Raw genomic sequence first — 19627 nt, 5'->3', positions numbered from 1 at the left:
TCAGGGAAAAAGTACCTGAATTTTCCCCCTGATCACTCCCATGCCTGGTACTTTTTGATTGACAAAAAGTCTAAAAGTCTTACCCAACAAGGTTTTTAGATTTATTCAGCAGACCCTAGTTAGTAACTGAAACTTCTAAATTTCGGTTTAACTTCTCCCTTGTAGAGTAAATACAGCGTTATTCACTCACTCAAAGTACAGTATTAATTGTAAAACTGTCGGTTAGAGGACTGTGCATAATGATCCCCGATCAATTTCATCGCCTTACTGTAACGCTGTCTGAAGGGAGGCTATTAATTCCGACTAAATTTCTTTACTACTAAACTAAGAAAATATAATTATGACAAATTATCAAACAGAAATCAAAGTTCCTTTAGATGTTGCTGAAAATTATTGGAATGCAACGGAAGAAGAACGCCAAAAAATAGCAGAAAAAATCGCTTTTTATCTTCAGTCTTCAACCTTATCTAGAAAAGAATCTCTGGACAAATTATATAAAACGATGGATACTATTGGACAAAAAGCACAAGAGAGAGGATTAACACCTGAAATTTTAGAATCTCTCTTAAATGAAGATGACTAAACGCTTTGTTCTCGATACCAATGTTATTATCAGTTAATATTGAGGGTTTACGCCAACGTTTTCGAGAGTTGCTCAAGCTAGTGAAAAAGTGAGCCTGAGAGCAGTTATCTTAATGGTGAGGTAGGAAGTTTTCGTTTTGGGTAGCAAATTAGGTTATACTTCAATGTTAAGAAATGTAACCAAGTACAAAACCCTTACTGTTGCCTTGTCTAAACAGTTAACTTTATTTTTGTCCGACTACCGAAATTCTCAGCCAGCAATTTATAAGCAGATCAATGTCATCTTGTCAAGTATTTGAACAATCAATTCAGATTAAAGCTAGTGCCACGACGGTGGAGCGTTGTATCACGGATTTAGAGTTAATGCGTCGCTGGTTGAATCCGGTGTTAGTTTGTGAACCTATCGGGGATTGGAAGACCGATATCGGTGGTAGAAGTCGTTTTTTGATTCAAATCCCCCTAATTCAGCCGACGCTGAAAAGTACGGTGATTGAGAGAGAACCGGGGTTAATTGTCTGGCAATTTGAAGGCTTTTTTCGCGGTTGCGATCGCTGGGAATGTCAACCCAATGATCGCGGCACTTGTCTAATCAATCGTTTTGAGTTTGCCATTCCTAATCCGGTTGTGGGGTGGGGATTCCAGCAATTCGCCGCCAAATGGACTAAAAAGGATATGGAAGCGCAATTAAGACGCTTAAAACGAGTAGCCGAGGAAATTTATCTACTTTCAGCCGAAAGTTAAGCTGATGCAGTGGTAAGCGGGGGGTGTTGGGGATGGGAGAATACCCTTATCCCCAACAGCTAACCCCTGATCCCTAATCGATCGAGATCGACTGGGGACCGTTACCGTTATCCTGATTATTGTCGTTAAAACTGACTAATCCCTGCTGTTCTAACCATTTTTTGAGGGGATCGTCCGAAAGTTTCAAGCGCAGTAATCCCGAGGCAAAACCACCGAAAAAAGCGATCGGTTGTTGAATCAGTTCTTTAACAACGGGTTGTAATTCATCGAGAAACATCTTATTCTATCTCCTGATATTGTCACACCTATCAATGTTAAGTTAATTGAAGTGATTCTGTAAGACTAGCATGACTGAAACTTCCGACACGGTGAAAAAATCTTTCCGGCTAACCCCGTTTATTTTCCTAGGAATACTGCTCATCTGGCTAGGAATTAGGTTAATTGCTCCCGATAGCGTCAGTTTATTCGCAGGTACTCGTCCCGATTATTTGGGAGTCAGGGAGGGTAAACTGGCCCCTTGTCCGGTCACTCCTAATTGTGTTAGTAGTCAGAGTCAGGATCAGGCTCATTCGATCGAACCCCTTAGTTATCAGGGTAGCGGCAAAGAAGCGATCGAGCAATTAGCTAAAATTATCGCTTCCCAACCGAGAACTAAAATTATTAACCAAGATAGTAACTATCTCTACGCCGAATTTAGCAGTCAATGGATGGGATTTGTCGATGATGTGGAATTTTCTCTTAATCCTAGCAAAAATGCGATCGATGTTCGCTCGGCCTCCCGGTTAGGAGAATCGGATTTAAATGTCAATCGAGAGCGAGTGGAAACCCTGAGAAAACTCTTTTCAGTGAGCAGTGAGCAGTGAGCAGTGAGCAGTAAACAGTAAGCAGTGAAAAGACAGCAGTAAACTGCCATTTGATGATGCTCACTTAAAACTCAAAACTGATAACTGATAACTGATAACTGAATACTATAAACTTGAAAAATTATGTTTCGTCCCCAACCGATACCAGCAAAAGCAGGACAGGAATCCGTCTGGGATTATCCGCGTCCCCCGCGCCTAGAATTATCGCCTAAACACCTAAAAATTATCTTTAATGGTGTGATAATTGCCGATACTAAAAGCAGTTATCGAGTTCTAGAAACCAGTCATCCCCCAGTTTATTATCTACCACCCCAAGATATTAAAATGGAATACCTGCAAGCCACAGCAGAAAAGTCTTTTTGTGAGTGGAAAGGTCTAGCGGGATATTACAATATCACCGTTGGCGACCAACAGGTAATTAACGCCGCTTGGTATTATCCGGAGCCAACACCAGAGTTTCAGGCAATTAAGGATTATCTGGCTTTTTATCCCGCCAAAATGACCGCTTGTTATGCCGACGGTGAATTAGTACAAGCGCAACCGGGTAACTTTTACGGGGGATGGATAACCTCCGATGTGGTTGGTCCGTTTAAAGGCGTTCCCAATAGTTGGGGCTGGTAATCAGGTTAAGTAAGTAGTCGTGCAAAATTAACTTCTTGGTTAGGAAAGGCAAAAGGCAAGAGGCAGCTTTGTTCTCCCTGCTCCCCACACCCTACACCCCACACCCTACACCCCACACCCTACACCCCACACCCTACACCCCACACCCGTTAACTCCTAGTTTCTACTTTTGACGAGAAATTATGACTATATCCCAACCCGATCTAGAACCCACTTGGATGACGATTATTCGCCTCTTGCGCTGGGATAAACCCGCCGGTAGGTTAATTTTGATGATTCCCGCTTTATGGGCGGTATTTTTGGCGGCAGACGGGGTGCCACCGCTACCCTTGATCGGGGTGATCATTTTGGGAACTTTGGCCACTAGCGCCGCCGGCTGTGTAGTTAACGATCTTTGGGATCGGGATATCGATCCACAAGTCGATCGCACCCGTAACCGTCCTTTAGCGGCCAGAGCTTTATCGATCAAGGTTGGTCTGATTATCGCTCTGATTGCTTTCTTTTCTGCCGCAATTTTAGCTTTATATCTCAATTTCCTGAGTTTTTGCCTATGTTTAGCCGCCGTTCCCTTGATTATCTGCTATCCTCTCGCCAAGCGTTTTTTTCCCGTACCCCAATTGGTTCTTTCTCTCGCTTGGGGTTTTGCGGTTTTAATCTGTTGGAGTGCCGTCACCGGATCCTTAAATAGTAATACATTTATATTATGGGGAGCGGTGATTTTTTGGACATTGGCATTTGATACAATTTATGCTCTGTCCGATCGAGAGGATGATCTCAAGGTTGGTATTAACTCTAGTGCCATATTTTTCGGCAAATACGCCCCGGAAGCCGTGGGGGTCTTTTTTGCCCTAACAGTGGGTTTATTGGCTTGGGAGGGGCAAAAAATGCAGTTATCAGCCTCTTTTTGGCTAGGGTTGTGTCTAGCGGCGATCGCTTGGTTGCGTCAATACTGGCTGTTACGTCAATCGGATTTACCCAAACCAGTTTATGGTCAAATGTTCGGTCAAAATGTTTGGGTCGGTTTTATTTTATTAGCGGGTATGATTGCAGGGAGTTATTTTTAAATAAGTAAATAGAGTAATTTTTTACTCTTTCGGTCTTCCTAGGTGTTTTTTAAACTCGATCGCTCTAAAATTGAGTTAGTAACTAGCCAGACAGAATTAATTAGACATATCTAACCACCTCTTGCCTTTTGCCTATCCTAACCAAGAAGTTAATTTTGTCCTACTACTTAAATTACCGATCCTTAACCAATGTCTAACTCGAAATCCGATAACGTTTGGGATCACAAACCCCGTTGGTGTCAACCTTGGTCGATTCTGTTGACGGGAATTACCCTGATTGCTGGGTGTTGGTTTTTAACCCAGCGTCTCTGGTTAACTCTACTCCTATCTATTCCCATACTCCTTTGGTGGTTTGTCTTCCTAATTCTTTATCCGCGGACGCTGCAGCAACAGTTAAACACAGAAAGAATCGGGGAAAGCATTGATTAAAACAGGAAAGACAGGACAGGGATTTTTATCCTGTAATTGACTACTTTCATCCCCGCGAAAAGTGTTCCAACGAAAAGGAGCTTTTTTTTCACTCGACATCCATAAAAGTCTTTTTGCTCGCGTCATCGCTACATACAAAAGTCGGTATTCTTCAGCTTTTTTAAGTTGTCCAGCTTCTAACCAAGCGCTTAAAGGTGGGGGAATAATTGGTATGCTGTCGGGGTTTAAATAGCGTTGGTGAACCGCTGCTCGAATTTGCGCTCTGGCCACTTCTGCGAGGGTAAAATCTCCTAAAAATTTCGCCCCATTGGGAACCCAAGGTTTACCAGGTATAATATCTTCGTGAAGAAAGGGAATAAAAACATAATCCCAGTCTAAACCCTTGGCTTTGTGCATAGTAATAATCGTCAGTTGTCCGGGACGAGTATAACAATCGTCGTTATCTTCTTCCACTCCTTCAAAGCGCTCGGAGGCGATAATTTCATTGAGAGTATTAATTGTATTTTTTAGAGAACTATTACCAGCAGTTTCCTGATAAATACGGGCGGTTAATTTTTGCAAAGTGGCTAATTCTGACCCCGAATATTGGAGAGTCATAGCGAAAAAAGATAAGAGTTGATAATGGGGTAATTCTAATCTAGCTTTTAATAGACTGCAGCAATAACGACGGGCGATTTTTTCGTTAGATTTGAGTTCAGGATCGAGGGGAGTGGGATAAAGAAATTGTTCGGGATAGGTAACTAAAGGATTTAAGTCTTGGGCAGTAATTAAACCCCTAAATTGTAGCACTTCTAAAGCCCCCTTGAGATAATCGGGAGAGTGGGGACGTTCGACAAAAGCTAATAGTTTCAGCATTTCGGCGGGAATTTGGGAAAAGCGATCGATCTCATTAGCTTCAAAAATTCTGATTTGATAACTTTTATAAAAATGGGCAAATTTTTGAGCAAAAAAGTGTCCTTGTCGATTTTCTCTGACGAGGATAGCCGCATTATGTTGAGGGTTTTCTTGGAATAATTTAACTAGACGTTTTTCAATTAATTCCACTGTTTGATAAATGTCATCGGGTTGATAAATTTCTAATCCTTTTCCCTCCTTAACTGGATTAGGTTGGGGATCTTCAGCACCGACGGGAAGAATCGCTTGAACTCGAAAAGGAGCCTCGGTAACTTTATGATTATCTTTTCCCTGTTTCCAATCTCGATCGACCCATTGTAAAACTAAATTAGCAGCTTCAATAATTTTAGTATTGCTGCGACCTGCTTGGTTCATAGTGGATAAATTGCCTTCGTTTTGACAACTTTCACAAAACCAATTAAAGTAAACAGGATCGGCAGGGGTAAAGGTAGAATTAATCGCTTGATTGGGATCGCCCACGCGAATTAAATTAGGTATTTCACCGTCATTATTTTTTGCTAAAATAGTAATTAGTTTTTCTTGGAGAGGACTAGAATCCTGTGCCTCATCTTCAAAGACTCCAAAGACAGATTTTTGCCATTGTCGGCGAATTTTTTCTTCATCTAATACTCGCAAGGCTCCTAAAATCATGTCATCATAATCTATATAGTTTTTCTGACGCATCAGGATTTCATACTGTTGGTACAAACCACTAGCAATAGCGAGAATTTGATAATTATCGTCGGTGTAGTGGCTTAATTCCCAGACTTGCTGCGGTGATAATCCCGAACTTTTTAGCTCATGAATGGCCGTATAGGCAAGACTAGGTAAAATTTCGGTTCTCAACACCGATTGACGGCGTAATCTTTCTGTTTCTTCCCCATCAAATTCCACTCCTTCTAATAACTTTTGATAACGAATTGGGTCAGTAATTAGCCATTTTTCCACCGAGTTTCTAATAATTCTGTGGCTAGGAGTCGGAATAACTAAGGTAGAAGATTCGAGGTATAATCCCGATAATTCCGAGTAACGACGGGCCAATTGTAGGGCCAGTCCGTGCAGAGTTTGGACGCTAAAACCTTGGGCCGAAAGTTGTAAATCTTGCAAGCGTTGTTTAATTTTAGCTTTAATACTAGCGGCAGCCGAGCGCGTGTAGGTGACAATAATTAACTGTTTTTTAGCATGAAGTTGCTCACGAGCAATAACCATAGCGGCAGCTACGGCCAAACTGTGGGATTTTCCTGCCCCTGGCACCGCAGAAATGGCCATTTTTCCCCCTTGCCAATCGGCTAATTCCTGTTGTCCGGCTCGCAGTTGTTGCCGGAGATTGACCAGTAAACTTTCTCGATCAATTACTTTAGTTTCGCTCATTATTCTACGCCAATTTTATTTTTAGTTTAATTGTATTACTATTAACACTGTCCACTTAAAACTGTAATCTGATAACTGATAACTGATCACTGATCACTGATATATAGCCAATTTTGTTGTACTTCTACTCGAATTTTGCCGGTTAAGGAGGAAGTGGCATCGCGATTAACACCGGTAATGAGATTAACCACTGACTCAACTTCGGCAAAATTAGGGGATGAGGGTAAATATTGAGCCAAAAATAAACGAATCACTCGTCTTTGTATCGCTAGAGGTAGAATTTGTAAAGGGGAGCGATCGAGTCTTTGTTGATCTAGATCGATAACCCGGCGAAAAATATCCTGGGCAATACTATCTAAATAATCGCTTTCTGCTTCCAAAATTTCGGCAGTTTGGGCGAGATGTTTTTCGATTTGGGTATTTAAATTAGTTTGCAGGTAGGGTAATAATTCCTGACGGATGCGATTGCGAGCATAGCGTAAATTCTCATTAGCTCGATCGTACCAGATCGGTAATTCTCGACTTTGACAAAAAGCGAAAGTTTCCCCGCGAGTGACATTTAAGAGGGGACGGACTAAAAAAATATCTGGGGTTAAACTTGTCAACCAAGTTAAGGCAGAAAGTCCATCACTACCTGCCCCGCGCATGAGATTATAAAGAAAAGTTTCCGCTCGATCGCTCCTCGTGTGTGCCGTGAGAAGATAATTAAAACCCTGTTCTTGGGCTATTGTTTGTAAAGCTTGATAACGCCATTGTCTGGCCTTGGCTTCAGTTTCCGCCATGGGGGGTGCGGTGGTAATATAAACAGGTAATTGCCAAATTTCGGCGATTTCCCGCACATGAGTGACTAATCCTCGGTCGGAGGACCAACGGTGATCACAATGAGCGATCGCTAGTTGCCAACCCCAACGAGAGCGCAAATCCAGCAATAATTGCCCTAAACAGAGGGAATCCTGACCTGCCGACAATGCCACTAACAGAGACGCATTTTTAGGTAGTAATTGTCCCTTTTTCACCGTGGTTTCCAGACGAGTATGGAGAGGTGTCCAAAAATTAGCCAAAATTTTTAGATTTATTTACTTGACAAGGGTGTGAAAAGTATTTTCAGTGAACAGTAATCAGTGATCAGTAATCAGTGATCAGTAAACAGTAATCAGTGATCAGTAAACAGTAAAAAGACAGTAGGAAACTGCTATTTAATACTGCTCACTTAATACATAATGCTCACTTAAAACTCAAATCTGGTAACTGGTAACTGGTAACTGGTAACTGATAACTGATAACTGGTAACTGGTAACTGATAACTGATAACTGATTTAAGCTTGCCAATTAACCCAATCTTGGGGTTTTAGGAAGACATCATAGAGTTTTGCTTCTGGGGTGTTTGGTGCAGGTTGATAACAGTATTCCCAACGGACTAAAGGAGGTAAAGACATCAAAATCGACTCGGTACGACCGTTAGTTTGCAGCCCAAAAATTGTGCCACGATCATAAACTAAATTAAATTCTACATAACGACCGCGACGATAGAGTTGAAACTGACGTTCTCTGTCACCGTATTCCGTCGAGTGCCGTTTCTGGACAATAGGAACGTAAGCGGGTAGAAAAGCCCGGCCACAGTCATTAATGAAACTAAAAATTTCTTCCCAGTTGCGGGGTTGTTGGGGAGATAATTTTTCTGAATAGATAGCGGCATCACTTTCGGCAAAAGGACCACGATAGAGAGGGTCTAAACCGTCTTGGTAATCAAAGAAAATCCCGCCGATGCCTCTGGCTTCCTGACGATGATTGAGATAAAAATATTCATCACACCAGCGTTTAAAAACGGGATAATATTCGGGATGATGTTGGTCGCAAACCTGTTTAAAAGTGCGGTGAAAATGACTAGCATCTTCTTCAAAAGCATAGTAGGGAGTTAAATCAGCGCCACCGCCAAACCACCAAACCGGACCTGCTTCAAAATAGCGATAATTGAGGTGAACCGTGGGAATATAAGGATTGCGAGGATGCAAGACCATCGAGGTTCCCGTGGCATAAAATTCATGACCGGCAGCCTCGGGCCGTTGTTTGGCAATGCTAGGAGGTAATTCTTTCCCCCAAACTTCCGAAAAATTCACCCCTGCTTGTTCAAAAATTGCCCCTTCCCGCAAAACTCGCGAACGTCCGCCGCCACCTTCGGGCCGTTGCCAACTATCTTCGATAAATTTTGCTTGTCCATCCACTTCTTCTAATCCCTGACAAATTTCATCCTGTAGGGATTTCATAAATTCACTGACGCGGCTACGGCTGTCACTGGCCGGCAAATTGGCAAGGGTGGGGGTTGTGGTGAATGCAGTCATACTCAAGGATCAAAGTTGATAACTCAGTGATTATATTACTACTGGGTGATGAAACGGCCGCTCTTCGATACTTAACTTAACATTTAGACGGATTGGAAGTGGGGAAGTGGGGGAGTGGGGAGAATAAATAAAAATAATCTCCTGACGACCGGCGACCGGCTCCTGAATTTCGCCCGAATTAGTCTCAATCAGGTTTTTTTAAGAGTTTTGCCCCACAGTTTTTACAAAAATTGGCATCTATATCGTGACGGGGTAAACCACAATCTGGACAAGGATAATCAATTTGAGTGCCAGATTTTAATAGTTGTTTAGTCAGATCGCTAATTTGCAAGGGAATTAACAAAACTCCCGTTAAAATCATTAAAACTGTCACCATTTTGCCCCCATCAGAAAGGGGAGTTACATCCCCAAATCCCACGGTAGTCATAGTGACAACGGCGAAGTAAAAAGCCTCAAAAAATGTCCGATAGACTTGAGGATTAATCGGGTGTTCGATCTGATAAATTAAACCAGCATAGACAAAAATAATCGAGAATAGAGTTAGTAATATGCGAGTAAATACTATCTGATCAGAAGTTTTAATCCGAAAAATAGAGAGATCGGAACCAAAAAAACGAATCACTCGCAAAATTCTAAACCAGCGAAAAATTCTAAAAAACCTAATATCAAAAAAACCAAAAAATAGGGGCAAAATTGACAATAAATCTAGAATGGAAAAAATATTAAAAACAAAGCCTAGTTTTGATTCCGCACACCAAAACCGAATTAAATACTCTAGGGAAAATAAGCTTAAAATTCCCCAATCAAGCTGACGTAACCACATTTGCAAAGTGACGGATAAGGGATAGGTTTGAGCCACATAAATCCCCAAAGATAGTAAAATTAATGCCAAGATAAGCAGATTTACCGTCAGTCCGATCGCCGTGGTGACATCCTCTAAATAAAAAGCTATTTTGGCACGAAAAGGGATCATAAATTCAGCTATCAGTAAACAGTAACCAGTAATCAGTGAACTGAAAGCTCACATCTGATAACTGATCACTGCTCACTGATTAAGGCAATTCCACCGAAGTTGGTTTAGCAATATGAGGCAAACCCCAACCCAGTTTTTCCCGGAGGATGCGGAAGAATTCCGTCGATTGCAGACGAATAAAATGGACTTGGTGGGGCGATTTCTGCACATTAATTCGATCTTCTGGCAAGATATAAGAACCGCCATTACCGTCCACTACCATCACCATCCGATTAGCAGTTGCTGGGAAAATATTTACCGTTTCCTTGTCAGAAAATACCAAAGACCTCGAAGCTAAAGAATGGGGACAAATGGGGGCTAATTGTAATACCGGCACATCAGGAGTTATTACCGGACCCCCGGCGCTGAGAGCATAGGCAGTAGAACCGGTAGGAGTGGAGAGAATCACCCCATCGGCAGCGATATCGACGGGTGCGTGTTCACCAATTTGAATCTCAAAATGACACATACTGGTGAGGGGTTCCCGGTGGACGACCACCTCATTGAGAGAAAGTGCCTCCCAGAGGAGGGTATCTTCGCGAAACAGTCGCACCGTGATCATCGAGCGATTTTCGATGGTGTAATTCCCTTCTAAAACCTGCTCTAAGGCGGGTTCAAGCTGATTTAGGTAAATTTCGGTCAAAAAGCCCATGTGTCCCGTATTGACCGTTAACAGGGGCAAATTGAGGGTGGCCAACTGCCGGGCCGCCGATAGGACTGTACCATCACCCCCCAACACGATCGCAAAACTTAAATCCTGATCGAAGTGGGGGGGGACTAACTGATCGATCGGGGTAAAACAAACCGGACGAGAGGGTTTGGAATGGCCTAGCAGGCCACCGCTGCCGGTAGCCATAAACACCTGCCAACCTAAAGAAAGTAGCTGATCTTGTATCTGATGGGCTGTTTTACAAGCGATAGGCTTAATATCGTTGTAAATAATGCCGATTTTGGGCATTGACAAATTTTCCTACTGCTGGTTCACGCTTTCTTTTTGAAAGGAGTTTTCTTCTTCTTCTGAGCTTTTTGTTTCTCGAAGTCGATTTCCTTGAGCTTCTTGAGAATGCGGCTAAAGTATTCTTGTAAATAGGATTCTAAAGTAGTTGTTTGACTCGGATCAAGGCCAAATACTTGATAAACTTCTTCCATTGGGCCATCAAGAGCTTGACCACTAGCGAGAACTTCCGCAAAAGCTAGTCGGTCAGATATATTATAAGTCCATTGGAAACAACGGCTTATTCCCCGCATAAAACGCAGTAATCCCATGGGTAAACGCCAAATTTTGCCCTCTTTACCCGATAAGCGTTCGCAAACTTCGATAATTTCTTCAGCTTTCCAAGCTTTGCTGCCCACCACAGGATAGGATTGACCGACGGTTTCGGGGACTTCTAGGGCGCGAACGGCGAATTTGGCGATATCTTGGGTGTCCATGTAGGCGATTGCTGTACTTTCCCCCGTGATCCAGACCGTTTGATTATCTAACATCGGGATGGCGTATTGACCGATTAAACCCTGCATAAAGCCACAGGGACGCAGAATTGTATATTTTAACCCCGATTCTGCTAGAAATTTCTCGGTACAGCGTTTTATCTCCATTAAAGGCACGTTGGGATATTTTTCGGCATTGAGAATCGAAAAGAAAATAAAGCGATCAACTCCCGCAGTTTTGGCCGCTTGAATCAGATTAACTTTACCATCCCAATCCACCTGTTTAATGCTGGCTGAGTCCGTCGCCCGGGCAGTAGCGGCATCGATCACCGCGTCCATTCCCTCTAAAGCGGCAATAATGGTACTCTTATCCCGTAGGGTTCCCCCGACTAATTCTGCGCCCCATTCCTTCAAAAAAGCCGCTTTTCTCTGACTGCGTACCAAACAACGCACTTGATGTCCCTGATCGATGGCATGACGCACGATCTGTCGCCCTAGGGTTCCTGTCGCACCGACAACTAATACTTTCATCTATAATTAATTTTTTGTTACATTTGTTAACACTTCTCTAAGATACTATCAAAAAAGTGGATCATTGGGGATAGAAAAATTCTAAGATTCCCCGATCCCCGTCCAGTTCTACCATTGTTCCCACCGGTAAAGCGGCATTATCGCCATCATGACCGAAAGGTAACTCAGCAATAACCGCAATGCCTAAATCGCCCAAACGCTCTTTTAAGACTTCCTCTACGGTTTGACTATCACTGTCGGGGGCTGCCAGACAACGGCTAAAACGACCGAGAGCAATGCCTTTAATTTGGGAGAAAATGCCCAGCATTCGCCACTGAGTTAACATTCGATCGATCCGGTAGGGGGCCTCGGTTACGTCCTCTAGGGCTAAAATTACCCCCTCTAGGGTGGGTTGAACCGAGGTTCCGAGGAGATGGGTGGCTACGGTTAAATTAGCTGGTAATAAGCGTCCCCGCACTTTGCCCCCACCCCAACCTTGACCGACAAGAGGGGCTAAAGGACGACCTTCCAGAAGAGAAAAGAGGCGATCGATTGATTGGGGACTTTCTTGGGCTAAGGTGGTTAAAACTGCCCCGTGAACGCTACAAATACCCTGTTTCGCTAAACTCCATAAAATCCCCGTCACGTCGGAAAAACCGATTAACCATTTCGGGTTAGTTTTTGCCCATGTCCAATTTTCCAAGAGGCGAGCGCTACCGTAACCCCCCCTAGCGCAGAGAATTGCTTGACAATCGGGATCTTGCCATGCTTGGGCTAAAGCTTGACGACGTTGCTCGTCGCTACCAGCGAGATAACCGAGACGATTGTCCCAATTCTCGCTCAATTCCACTTGATAACCCCTCGATCGCCAGATTTCTACGCCTTTTTCTAGGGCGACTAATTCCTTGACGGCTCCACTGGTGGCCACCAGAGAAACTTTAGCACCGGGTTGCAGAAATGATGGGATGATCATAGGCAGATTAAGCTGAAATTACAGGCAATTTTGTGGCAGCATGAAAACTGACAGCATATTTTATCGAATGTTTCTCGATTTTCCCGATTCGTTCTTTGAATTAATCGCTCAACCCGATGCTATGGTTAGCAATTATCGATTTACTTCCCAAGAAGTTAAACAACTAGCTTTTCGATTGGATGGTTTATTTTTGCCGCTCGATCATCTAGAAAATTCGCCCTTTTATCTGGTAGAAGTGCAGTTTCAAAAGGATGAAGACCTATATTATCGATTATTTTCGGAACTTTTCTTATATCTTAGACAGTATAAACCTGTGTCACCCTGGCAGATAGTTGTTATTTATCCTAGCCGAGAAATTGAGCGAGAACATCCCCAGCAATTTGCAGATTTGTTATCCCTAGCAAGGATTAAAAGAATCTATCTGGATGAATTGGCAAATGACGAGACTCCTTCCTTAGCGATCGCCATGATCAAATTGGTTACGGAAAGTGAGAGTCAAGCTATCAATTCTGCTAAGATTTTAATTAAACAGGCTCAAAGAGAAGTGAGCGATCGCTTAGTACAGAAAAATGTCATTGATTTAATCGAAACGATAATCATTTATAAGTTACCCCAAAAAAGTCGGGAGGAAATTGAAGCTATGTTGGAACTGCAAGACCTAAAACAAACTCGTTTCTATCAAGAAGCTTTTGGAGATGGAATTGAACGGGGAATTGAACGGGGAATTGAACAGGGAATTGAACGGGGAATTGAACGGGGAATTGAACGGGGAATTGAACAGGGAATAAACTTGCAAAAATTGAAAACAATTCCTCTACTGCAAGACCTCGGTTTAACCCCGCAACAAATCTCGGAACGCTTAGACTTGACTCTGGAAACAGTGCTTAACTATTTGGCACAACAGCAACAATAATCAATCCTGTTTAAACAGTCTAGAAAAGCAGCAATTGCTAAGTATTGGGAAAATGAATAGTAGCGAATCAGTGACCTTTAGGCTATCAGCGATAACTCGATGAATAACGACTTATTGACTTTTCTCTTTTGTGTTGCCCTTCTCATTCTCTATCTAGTTTTTTCAGCTTTAACCGAGATGGGAACAAAATGGCCTTGGACAAAAAAATAAGAGAAATACTTATAAAGGTTAATAAACATAAAATCGGGTCAGGGATTCGGTCATTGGAAAAATTCTAGAGATTTGCTATCTAAACAATTAACTCTATCGCTCTACTGAGAAAATATGAAACTAATTGGTGATATTTCCCTGAGCTTGGATTTATTCTTGTTGCTTTTTTTCTGGCATTGTCTCATCGGTGGCATTGCTACAGTCATCGCTATCAATAAAGGCTATCCAAGATTAAATTGGCTAATCTTCGGACTTCTGGGAGGAACCTTTACCTTTTTTATCGCCCTCTTTCTAGAAAAAAAGCCCAAAATTTAAGGGATGATATTGCTTGATTATCCTTTAATAGTTCCCATCAACACCTCTAAATCTTCTGCGTCTAACTCCTCTGGGATGCCATTACGAATTAATTCCGAAAAATCCTCATTGGGAACCATAAAACATAGTGCATAAAGTCTTCCGTCCCCCACATTTCTAATCTCGTGAATACCTGTGGGACGGACTAATAAACTATCCCCCGGACCCAGGGGAATCGGTTTACCATCACAGATAGCCATTCCTTCCCCTTTGAGGATAAAAAACATTTCTACGGCAAAATGATGACGATGGGTAGGGGTGCGACCGTGGGGATCGAAAATTTCCACACAAACGGTCAAGGAATCCCCCGCTACGGTAGAATCGAAGACGATCGCTAAACGATTCGTATCCCCAGCACTAATGCGAAAAACTTGATAATCCCGGGGAGATCGAATCACGGGTAACATACAATGATCGCTAGTTAGTTGGCTATTCATCGCTGATTTCGATCGAAGTGTGGATGATTCTAAGACTAGCAAAAATTTTCAACTTCGCTCGATTGCGTCCACCACTTTACTCACATCTACGATCGCATCCACATCATGGACGCGCAGGATATCGGCCCCCTTAGCGATCGCTATTGCACAGGCCGCCGCCGTTCCGAAAACTCGTTCTTTTGGGTCATCTTTGCCTGTAATCTCGCCAATAAAGCGTTTTCTCGACAATCCAATTAAAATAGGTAAGTCTAAATCCCGAAATTGCCCTAATTCTCGCAATAACTCAAGATTTTGTGTCCCGGTTTTGGCAAAACCAATCCCTGGATCGATGATAATATTTTCCCTAGCAATACCCCAATGTAAAGCTTCCTTAACGCGATCCTGTAAAAATTCTTTAATTTCCTTGACTAAATCGTCATAATGTGTTAGAGATTGCATGGTTTGCGGATTGCCCCGCAGGTGCATGAGGATGATGGGAACGGCCAATTTAGCCACCGTGGGCAATAATAGGCGATCGAAGGTTCCCCCAGAAATATCATTGATCAAATCGGCCCCGGCGGCGATACCTTGGGCTGCCACGATCGCCCGGGTAGTATCGAGAGAGATAGGAATAGAACTTTGTTGTCGAATAGCAGTGATTACGGGGATAACTCGCGATAATTCTGCTTCTAGGCTAATTTCTTCGGCTCCCGGACGGCTGGATTGACCACCGATATCGATTATATCAGCCCCGGCCTCGATCATTTTCATCGCCTGTAGCAGGGCATTTTCAACATTGTCAAATTCTCCCCCATCACTAAAACTATCGGGAGTAACGTTTAAAACACCCATGATATAGGTGCGTTTTCCCCAAGCAAAAATATGTTCACGAATTGCCGTTAAACTTGACATAATACTAAATCCTGTTTCAAAAGTATAGGAAAGTGGGAACTGGGAAAAAGGAGCAGGGAGAATAAATAAAAATAATCTCCTGAATACTGATAACTGACGGTGATAGTTAATTTTTAGGGAGGGAAGAATCTTTTAATTCAAAATAAGCTTGTACTTCTTCTTTCCAGAGTTGATATTTTTCTTGAATTAGTTGATATTGACTAGCAAAATCGAGGGGCAAATCAACGAGATTGGTATCGATATCGGATTGCACTAATTCCCGTTCGATCAGGGTTTCTCGGATAAATTTTAAACATTCTTGTCTCAAAGTTTCCGCTTGATAAATAATTAGCTGGACTTGATTAATTGCTCGATCGTACAATCGGGTTTGTGAATGAAAAATTTCGGAAGATGCGGCCAGATTTCGCAGTCTATGTAATTGATTTCTCTTTTCTACTAAACTGGCAATTTTGGGGTTAATTTCAAAAAGCAAGGTTTTCACCAGAGGAGCCAAGCGGCGAGTATTAGTATAATCGTAGTTATCAAGGTCTGATTTAATCAGGTGTACCTGTTGTAAATCGACGGTAATATCGTGGAATTGTATCTCGGTTTCGGTGATGCTGGGATGAATCGTTTTAACTTTCCAAGTAGTAATAGAAGTCAACTGCTGGCGATCACTATTAACCATTTGCCGCTCCATTTTCAGCACATCAAGGGGAATGCTATAAAGTTTTTTCTCAGGAATATAGATGACATCGCTACCGAGAATGCGATCGATTTTAGGACGACGATATAAATAATGATACAGGAATCGATAAAAGCTTTTACTGCCTTGAAATATCTGGACAAATAACCAAATTTTCCAGCTGAATAACCCGCTAAGAAAGCGTCCGAATAGATGGGAATTCGAGGAGGGGTTATTCATGAAATTCCGTGATCATTTATCAGTGAGATATTAGGGGTTGGCTGCTTTTCAGTGGTAAGCAAACAGTAATCAGGGATAAAGATGAAGATAACTAACTAATTAACTTAAAACTTACATCTGATAACTGATAACTGATCACTGATCACTGATCACTGATTAAGGACGTTCTCCGGGTAGATTTTTTGACGATGTTGGTTTCGATCTTACCTGTTGACGACCGTTGCGAATAACTTGTAACATTTCCCCTAATTCTCGATCGAGATGTTCTAAAACTGCTTCAGCATAGTCGTCAGCGCCTTTTTGAATTTCATGACATTCAGCTTGGGTTTTTTGTCGTAACTGTTGCACTTCCTGCACGGTGCTATGACGCATCTGTTCGATTTCATCGAGGGTTTGTTGTTGCAAGGATTCACACTCCTGCTGAACCCGTTGACGAATTTGGGCCGCTTGCCGTTCTGCTTGTTGAATAATACCGGACTCATCGAGAATTTGGGCAGCCCTTTGTTGAGCGGAACGAAGGACTTGTTGAGCGTATTCTTCTGCTTTAGTGATAATTTCCTGTTCTTCCTGCAAAATTGCTAAAGCTTTCTGTACTGCCGGTGGCACGGTTTCATAGATGAGATCGATCTGTTCGGATATCTGTCCCTCATCGATGATTGTCCAATGGGTGAGGGGGATATGGAAACTATCAAAAATCATCTCTTGCAGACGCGCCAAATCCTGATAGATATCGAAATCGACGGGTGGACTGGGAACCCCACTATTAGAAGTGTTAGGTACTGCTTTTCTGCGATCATTAGGTTCTCGGCGCGCCATAGGTTCAGATCGTCCTCATTGCTGTATTCTAGTATGTTAACTGTAGTATGAGTAAATATCTCTAGAAACGTTTTCTGGGACTAGATGGGTGACGGAGCCACCGAATTGAGCGATTTCTTTAACCACGCTACTGCTTAAAAAACTATATTCTTTGGTGGTGGCTAAAAAAACCGTTTCGATCCCTTCCCAGAGGGTTTTATTGGTATGTGCCATTTGCAGTTCTTTTTCAAAGTCTGAGAGGACCCGCAACCCCCGCAACAGCACCTTAGCGCCTTTCAATCTGGCATATTCAACCGTCAATCCTGAAAAACTGTCTATCTCAACGTTTTTCAGGTGTTTTGTACAGTAACTGATCTGTTCTATGCGTTTTTCGACGGTAAATAAGGGGTTTTTATGGGGATTGCAGAGAACTGCCACGATTACTCGCTCGAATAGTGGCACACTGCGTTCGATAATATCTAAATGACCGAGTGTAACTGGATCAAAGCTGCCGGGGTAGATGGCGATCATTTCTCAACCTGCACACCTCGCCAAAAAGCGATATATCCTTTAATATTTTGGGCTTTTGGTTTAGGATCGGGATAATACCAAGCGGCATCTTTATTGTCCTGTCCATCTACCCTAAGAGTATAATAACTAGCCTCTCCTTTCCAAGAACAAATGGTATGGGTGTTACTGGATTGAAAATATTCAGCTTTGATGGTATCGGGGGGAAAATAGTAGTTTCCCTCGACAATTTCGCAGTTATCGCTTTCCGCTACCACTGCACCATTCCAAATCGCCTTTGCCATGACACTAACTCCTAGTTCTGGTTCAAAATTATCTTACAACAGAGTTTGTAAATGTTGAACCAGTTGGTTAACCTGCACCACTCCCTCGATTCGATCGATCGGTTGACCATTTTTAAAGACTACTAAAGTCGGTAAAGCTTGAATACCATACTTACTGGCTAAATTGGGATATTTGTCTGTATCAATTTTGACAATTTGTAGGCGATTTTTGAAATACATTCCCGTTTGTTCTAGAATCGGAGCCATCATTTGACAAGGACCGCACCAAGTGGCATAGAAATCCACTAACACGGGGAGATTAGTGGTTTGCAACAGTTCCTGAAAACTGGAAAACTCTTTTTTGACTGCCATAAATTGTCACCTCGCCGGAAAAATAGCCTTTTTCCTACTATAGCTTTTCTAAATATTCCTTGATTTCTCCAGAGCAGTCATCGATCGCTGGGAAAATGCTAAGTTAAGTACAGACTCTGAGCCAACTGTCCATGAACATCCTAACCAAGCTGCTTTTTCCCGAAACTAAAACCCCAGAGCAAGTAGGTTCACCGCGAGTACAGAAAAGCCGCCGGGGAATCGAAACCAAATCCGCCGCAGAAATCGTTATTATGCGACAAGCGGGTAAAATTGCCGCCACAGTCCTTAAGGAAATTGCCCAGATCGCTCAACCCGGAATGACGACGGCGGATCTGGATGCCTACGCGGAAAAACGTATCCGCGAAATGGGTGCTACCCCTAGTTTTAAAGGTTATTATGGCTTTCCTGCCTCGATTTGTGCCTCCGTCGATAACGAAGTCGTTCACGGTATCCCTAGCCCGAAAAAACGCCTCAAAGCTGGTTCTGTGTTAAAGGTAGATACGGGGGCCTACTACCAAGGTTATCATGGGGATTCCTGTATCACGATCGCTATCGGTTCCGTCTCTCCAAAAGCCGAAAAATTAATCCGCGTGGCGGAAGAAGCCTTATATAAAGGCATAAATCAGGTAAAAGCTGGCAATTATCTGCTCGATATTGCAGGAGCGATCGAAGATCACGTTCAAGCTAACGGTTTCCAAGTGGTAGAAGATTTTACCGGTCATGGAGTCGGCAGAAATCTCCACGAAGAACCCTCGGTATTTAATTTTCGCACTAATCAGTTAGCCAATGTCAAACTCCGCACCGGAATGACTCTGGCAATTGAACCAATTGTCAACGCGGGATCTAAACATACCAGAACTTTGCGCGATCGTTGGACGGTGGTGACGATGGATAATGCTCTCTCCGCTCAGTTTGAGCATACTGTCTTAGTAACCGCCACGGGGTACGAAATCTTAACCGAGCGCAATAACCTATAAAATTGTCTATCTAGGGTCTGCTGAAAAAGTTTTTCGGTGGGGGTTGGGGGTTGGGGGTTGGGGGTTGGGGGTTGGGGGATGGGGGATGGGTTTTACCGATTTTCAGGTGGTCAACTACCTAATTTTCAGGGAAAAAGTACCTGAATTTTCCCCCTG

Annotated in this window: 24 protein-coding genes; 9 read left to right on the top strand and 15 right to left on the bottom strand. The window is 42.8% G+C overall.

Going from position 1 to position 19627, the window contains the following annotated elements; all coding sequences use genetic code 11:
• Positions 1-340: 340 nt before the first annotated feature.
• The gene (locus tag EWV84_RS01850) at positions 341-583 is read left to right on the top strand and encodes a hypothetical protein (protein WP_287076047.1); all 243 of its coding nucleotides are present in this window, start codon (positions 341-343) and stop codon (positions 581-583) included.
• A 275-nt stretch (positions 584-858) separates the two neighbouring features.
• Positions 859-1323 (top strand): SRPBCC family protein, encoded by a 465-nt coding sequence (locus tag EWV84_RS01845; RefSeq protein WP_287076046.1) that lies wholly within the window; start codon positions 859-861, stop codon positions 1321-1323.
• 73 nt (positions 1324-1396) lie between these two features.
• Here EWV84_RS01845 and EWV84_RS01840 read toward each other — a convergent pair whose 3' ends face one another.
• Positions 1397-1600 (bottom strand): ssl0294 family protein, encoded by a 204-nt coding sequence (locus EWV84_RS01840; RefSeq protein ID WP_002762986.1) that lies wholly within the window; start codon positions 1598-1600, stop codon positions 1397-1399.
• A 70-nt stretch (positions 1601-1670) separates the two neighbouring features.
• On the opposite strand from EWV84_RS01840, the gene EWV84_RS01835 reads away from it, so the two are divergent.
• The 4 genes from EWV84_RS01835 (at position 1671) to EWV84_RS01820 (ending at position 4300) form a co-directional block, all read left to right on the top strand.
• On the top strand, positions 1671-2186 hold the full coding sequence (locus tag EWV84_RS01835) for a DUF1499 domain-containing protein (protein WP_287076043.1): 516 nt from the start codon (positions 1671-1673) through the stop codon (positions 2184-2186).
• A 123-nt stretch (positions 2187-2309) separates the two neighbouring features.
• Positions 2310-2807 (top strand): DUF427 domain-containing protein, encoded by a 498-nt coding sequence (locus EWV84_RS01830; protein WP_286826655.1) that lies wholly within the window; start codon positions 2310-2312, stop codon positions 2805-2807.
• A 182-nt stretch (positions 2808-2989) separates the two neighbouring features.
• Complete coding sequence (locus tag EWV84_RS01825; protein ID WP_287076040.1) at positions 2990-3871, top strand: 4-hydroxybenzoate solanesyltransferase; 882 nt, start codon at positions 2990-2992, stop codon at positions 3869-3871.
• 189 nt (positions 3872-4060) lie between these two features.
• Positions 4061-4300: a DUF6737 family protein gene (locus EWV84_RS01820; protein WP_158200090.1), complete on the top strand. Its 240-nt coding sequence runs from the start codon at positions 4061-4063 to the stop codon at positions 4298-4300.
• Here the strand turns inward: EWV84_RS01820 and EWV84_RS01815 are convergent.
• The 7 genes from EWV84_RS01815 to EWV84_RS01785 all read right to left on the bottom strand — a co-directional run bounded on the left by EWV84_RS01815 (position 4265) and on the right by EWV84_RS01785 (position 12827).
• A complete protein-coding gene (locus tag EWV84_RS01815; protein ID WP_287076037.1) occupies positions 4265-6565 on the bottom strand; it encodes an ATP-dependent helicase in 2301 nt (766 codons plus the stop codon). The two genes, EWV84_RS01820 and EWV84_RS01815, sit on opposite strands and share 36 nt — an antisense overlap.
• 86 nt (positions 6566-6651) lie before the next feature.
• The gene (gene tilS / locus EWV84_RS01810; protein WP_287076035.1) at positions 6652-7626 is read right to left on the bottom strand and encodes a tRNA lysidine(34) synthetase TilS; all 975 of its coding nucleotides are present in this window, start codon (positions 7624-7626) and stop codon (positions 6652-6654) included.
• A 255-nt stretch (positions 7627-7881) separates the two neighbouring features.
• On the bottom strand, positions 7882-8904 hold the full coding sequence (gene hemF / locus EWV84_RS01805) for an oxygen-dependent coproporphyrinogen oxidase (protein WP_286826660.1): 1023 nt from the start codon (positions 8902-8904) through the stop codon (positions 7882-7884).
• Between the two features lie 184 nt (positions 8905-9088).
• Positions 9089-9877, bottom strand: coding sequence for an ion transporter (locus tag EWV84_RS01800; protein ID WP_287076033.1), 789 nt, complete (start codon positions 9875-9877; stop codon positions 9089-9091).
• A 79-nt stretch (positions 9878-9956) separates the two neighbouring features.
• Complete coding sequence (locus EWV84_RS01795; protein WP_046663339.1) at positions 9957-10874, bottom strand: NAD(+) kinase; 918 nt, start codon at positions 10872-10874, stop codon at positions 9957-9959.
• 23 nt (positions 10875-10897) lie between these two features.
• Positions 10898-11875, bottom strand: a complete 978-nt coding sequence (locus EWV84_RS01790) for an SDR family oxidoreductase (protein WP_286826662.1) — start codon at positions 11873-11875, stop codon at positions 10898-10900.
• A gap of 61 nt (positions 11876-11936) precedes the next feature.
• Positions 11937-12827 carry a S66 peptidase family protein gene (locus tag EWV84_RS01785; protein WP_287076031.1) on the bottom strand — a complete coding sequence of 297 codons (891 nt, stop codon included), beginning with the start codon at positions 12825-12827 and terminating at the stop codon, positions 11937-11939.
• Positions 12828-12867: 40 nt separating this feature from the next.
• Between EWV84_RS01785 and EWV84_RS01780 the strand changes: the two genes are divergently transcribed.
• Positions 12868-13740, top strand: a complete 873-nt coding sequence (locus EWV84_RS01780; RefSeq protein WP_287076029.1) for an Rpn family recombination-promoting nuclease/putative transposase — start codon at positions 12868-12870, stop codon at positions 13738-13740.
• Positions 13741-14064: 324 nt separating this feature from the next.
• On the top strand, positions 14065-14265 hold the full coding sequence (locus EWV84_RS01775; RefSeq protein ID WP_036389287.1) for a hypothetical protein: 201 nt from the start codon (positions 14065-14067) through the stop codon (positions 14263-14265).
• Positions 14266-14282: 17 nt separating this feature from the next.
• Here EWV84_RS01775 and EWV84_RS01770 read toward each other — a convergent pair whose 3' ends face one another.
• The 7 genes from EWV84_RS01770 to trxA form a co-directional block, all read right to left on the bottom strand.
• Positions 14283-14741 carry a cupin domain-containing protein gene (locus tag EWV84_RS01770; RefSeq protein ID WP_002758047.1) on the bottom strand — a complete coding sequence of 153 codons (459 nt, stop codon included), beginning with the start codon at positions 14739-14741 and terminating at the stop codon, positions 14283-14285.
• A gap of 48 nt (positions 14742-14789) precedes the next feature.
• Positions 14790-15632, bottom strand: coding sequence for a dihydropteroate synthase (gene folP, locus EWV84_RS01765; RefSeq protein ID WP_287076026.1), 843 nt, complete (start codon positions 15630-15632; stop codon positions 14790-14792).
• 106 nt (positions 15633-15738) lie between these two features.
• A complete protein-coding gene (locus EWV84_RS01760; protein WP_287076024.1) occupies positions 15739-16536 on the bottom strand; it encodes a hypothetical protein in 798 nt (265 codons plus the stop codon).
• A 156-nt stretch (positions 16537-16692) separates the two neighbouring features.
• On the bottom strand, positions 16693-17352 hold the full coding sequence (locus tag EWV84_RS01755) for an ATP synthase subunit B family protein (RefSeq protein ID WP_287076022.1): 660 nt from the start codon (positions 17350-17352) through the stop codon (positions 16693-16695).
• A 36-nt stretch (positions 17353-17388) separates the two neighbouring features.
• Positions 17389-17862, bottom strand: coding sequence for a pantetheine-phosphate adenylyltransferase (gene coaD, locus EWV84_RS01750; RefSeq protein ID WP_002758057.1), 474 nt, complete (start codon positions 17860-17862; stop codon positions 17389-17391).
• Positions 17859-18143, bottom strand: coding sequence for a DUF427 domain-containing protein (locus EWV84_RS01745; protein WP_045360724.1), 285 nt, complete (start codon positions 18141-18143; stop codon positions 17859-17861). The genes coaD and EWV84_RS01745 overlap by 4 nt, the downstream gene beginning before the upstream one ends.
• A gap of 33 nt (positions 18144-18176) precedes the next feature.
• Positions 18177-18494, bottom strand: coding sequence for a thioredoxin (gene trxA / locus EWV84_RS01740; protein ID WP_149979133.1), 318 nt, complete (start codon positions 18492-18494; stop codon positions 18177-18179).
• Between the two features lie 131 nt (positions 18495-18625).
• On the opposite strand from trxA, the gene map reads away from it, so the two are divergent.
• Positions 18626-19471, top strand: coding sequence for a type I methionyl aminopeptidase (map, locus tag EWV84_RS01735; protein WP_286825711.1), 846 nt, complete (start codon positions 18626-18628; stop codon positions 19469-19471).
• Positions 19472-19627: the final 156 nt, after the last annotated feature.

It is taken from the genome of Microcystis sp. M_QC_C_20170808_M3Col (genome assembly GCF_007095505.1).
GTDB lineage: Bacteria > Cyanobacteriota > Cyanobacteriia > Cyanobacteriales > Microcystaceae > Microcystis.
Note: the sequence above shows the minus strand (reverse complement) of the source record. Positions and strands in the feature narration are given on the sequence as shown.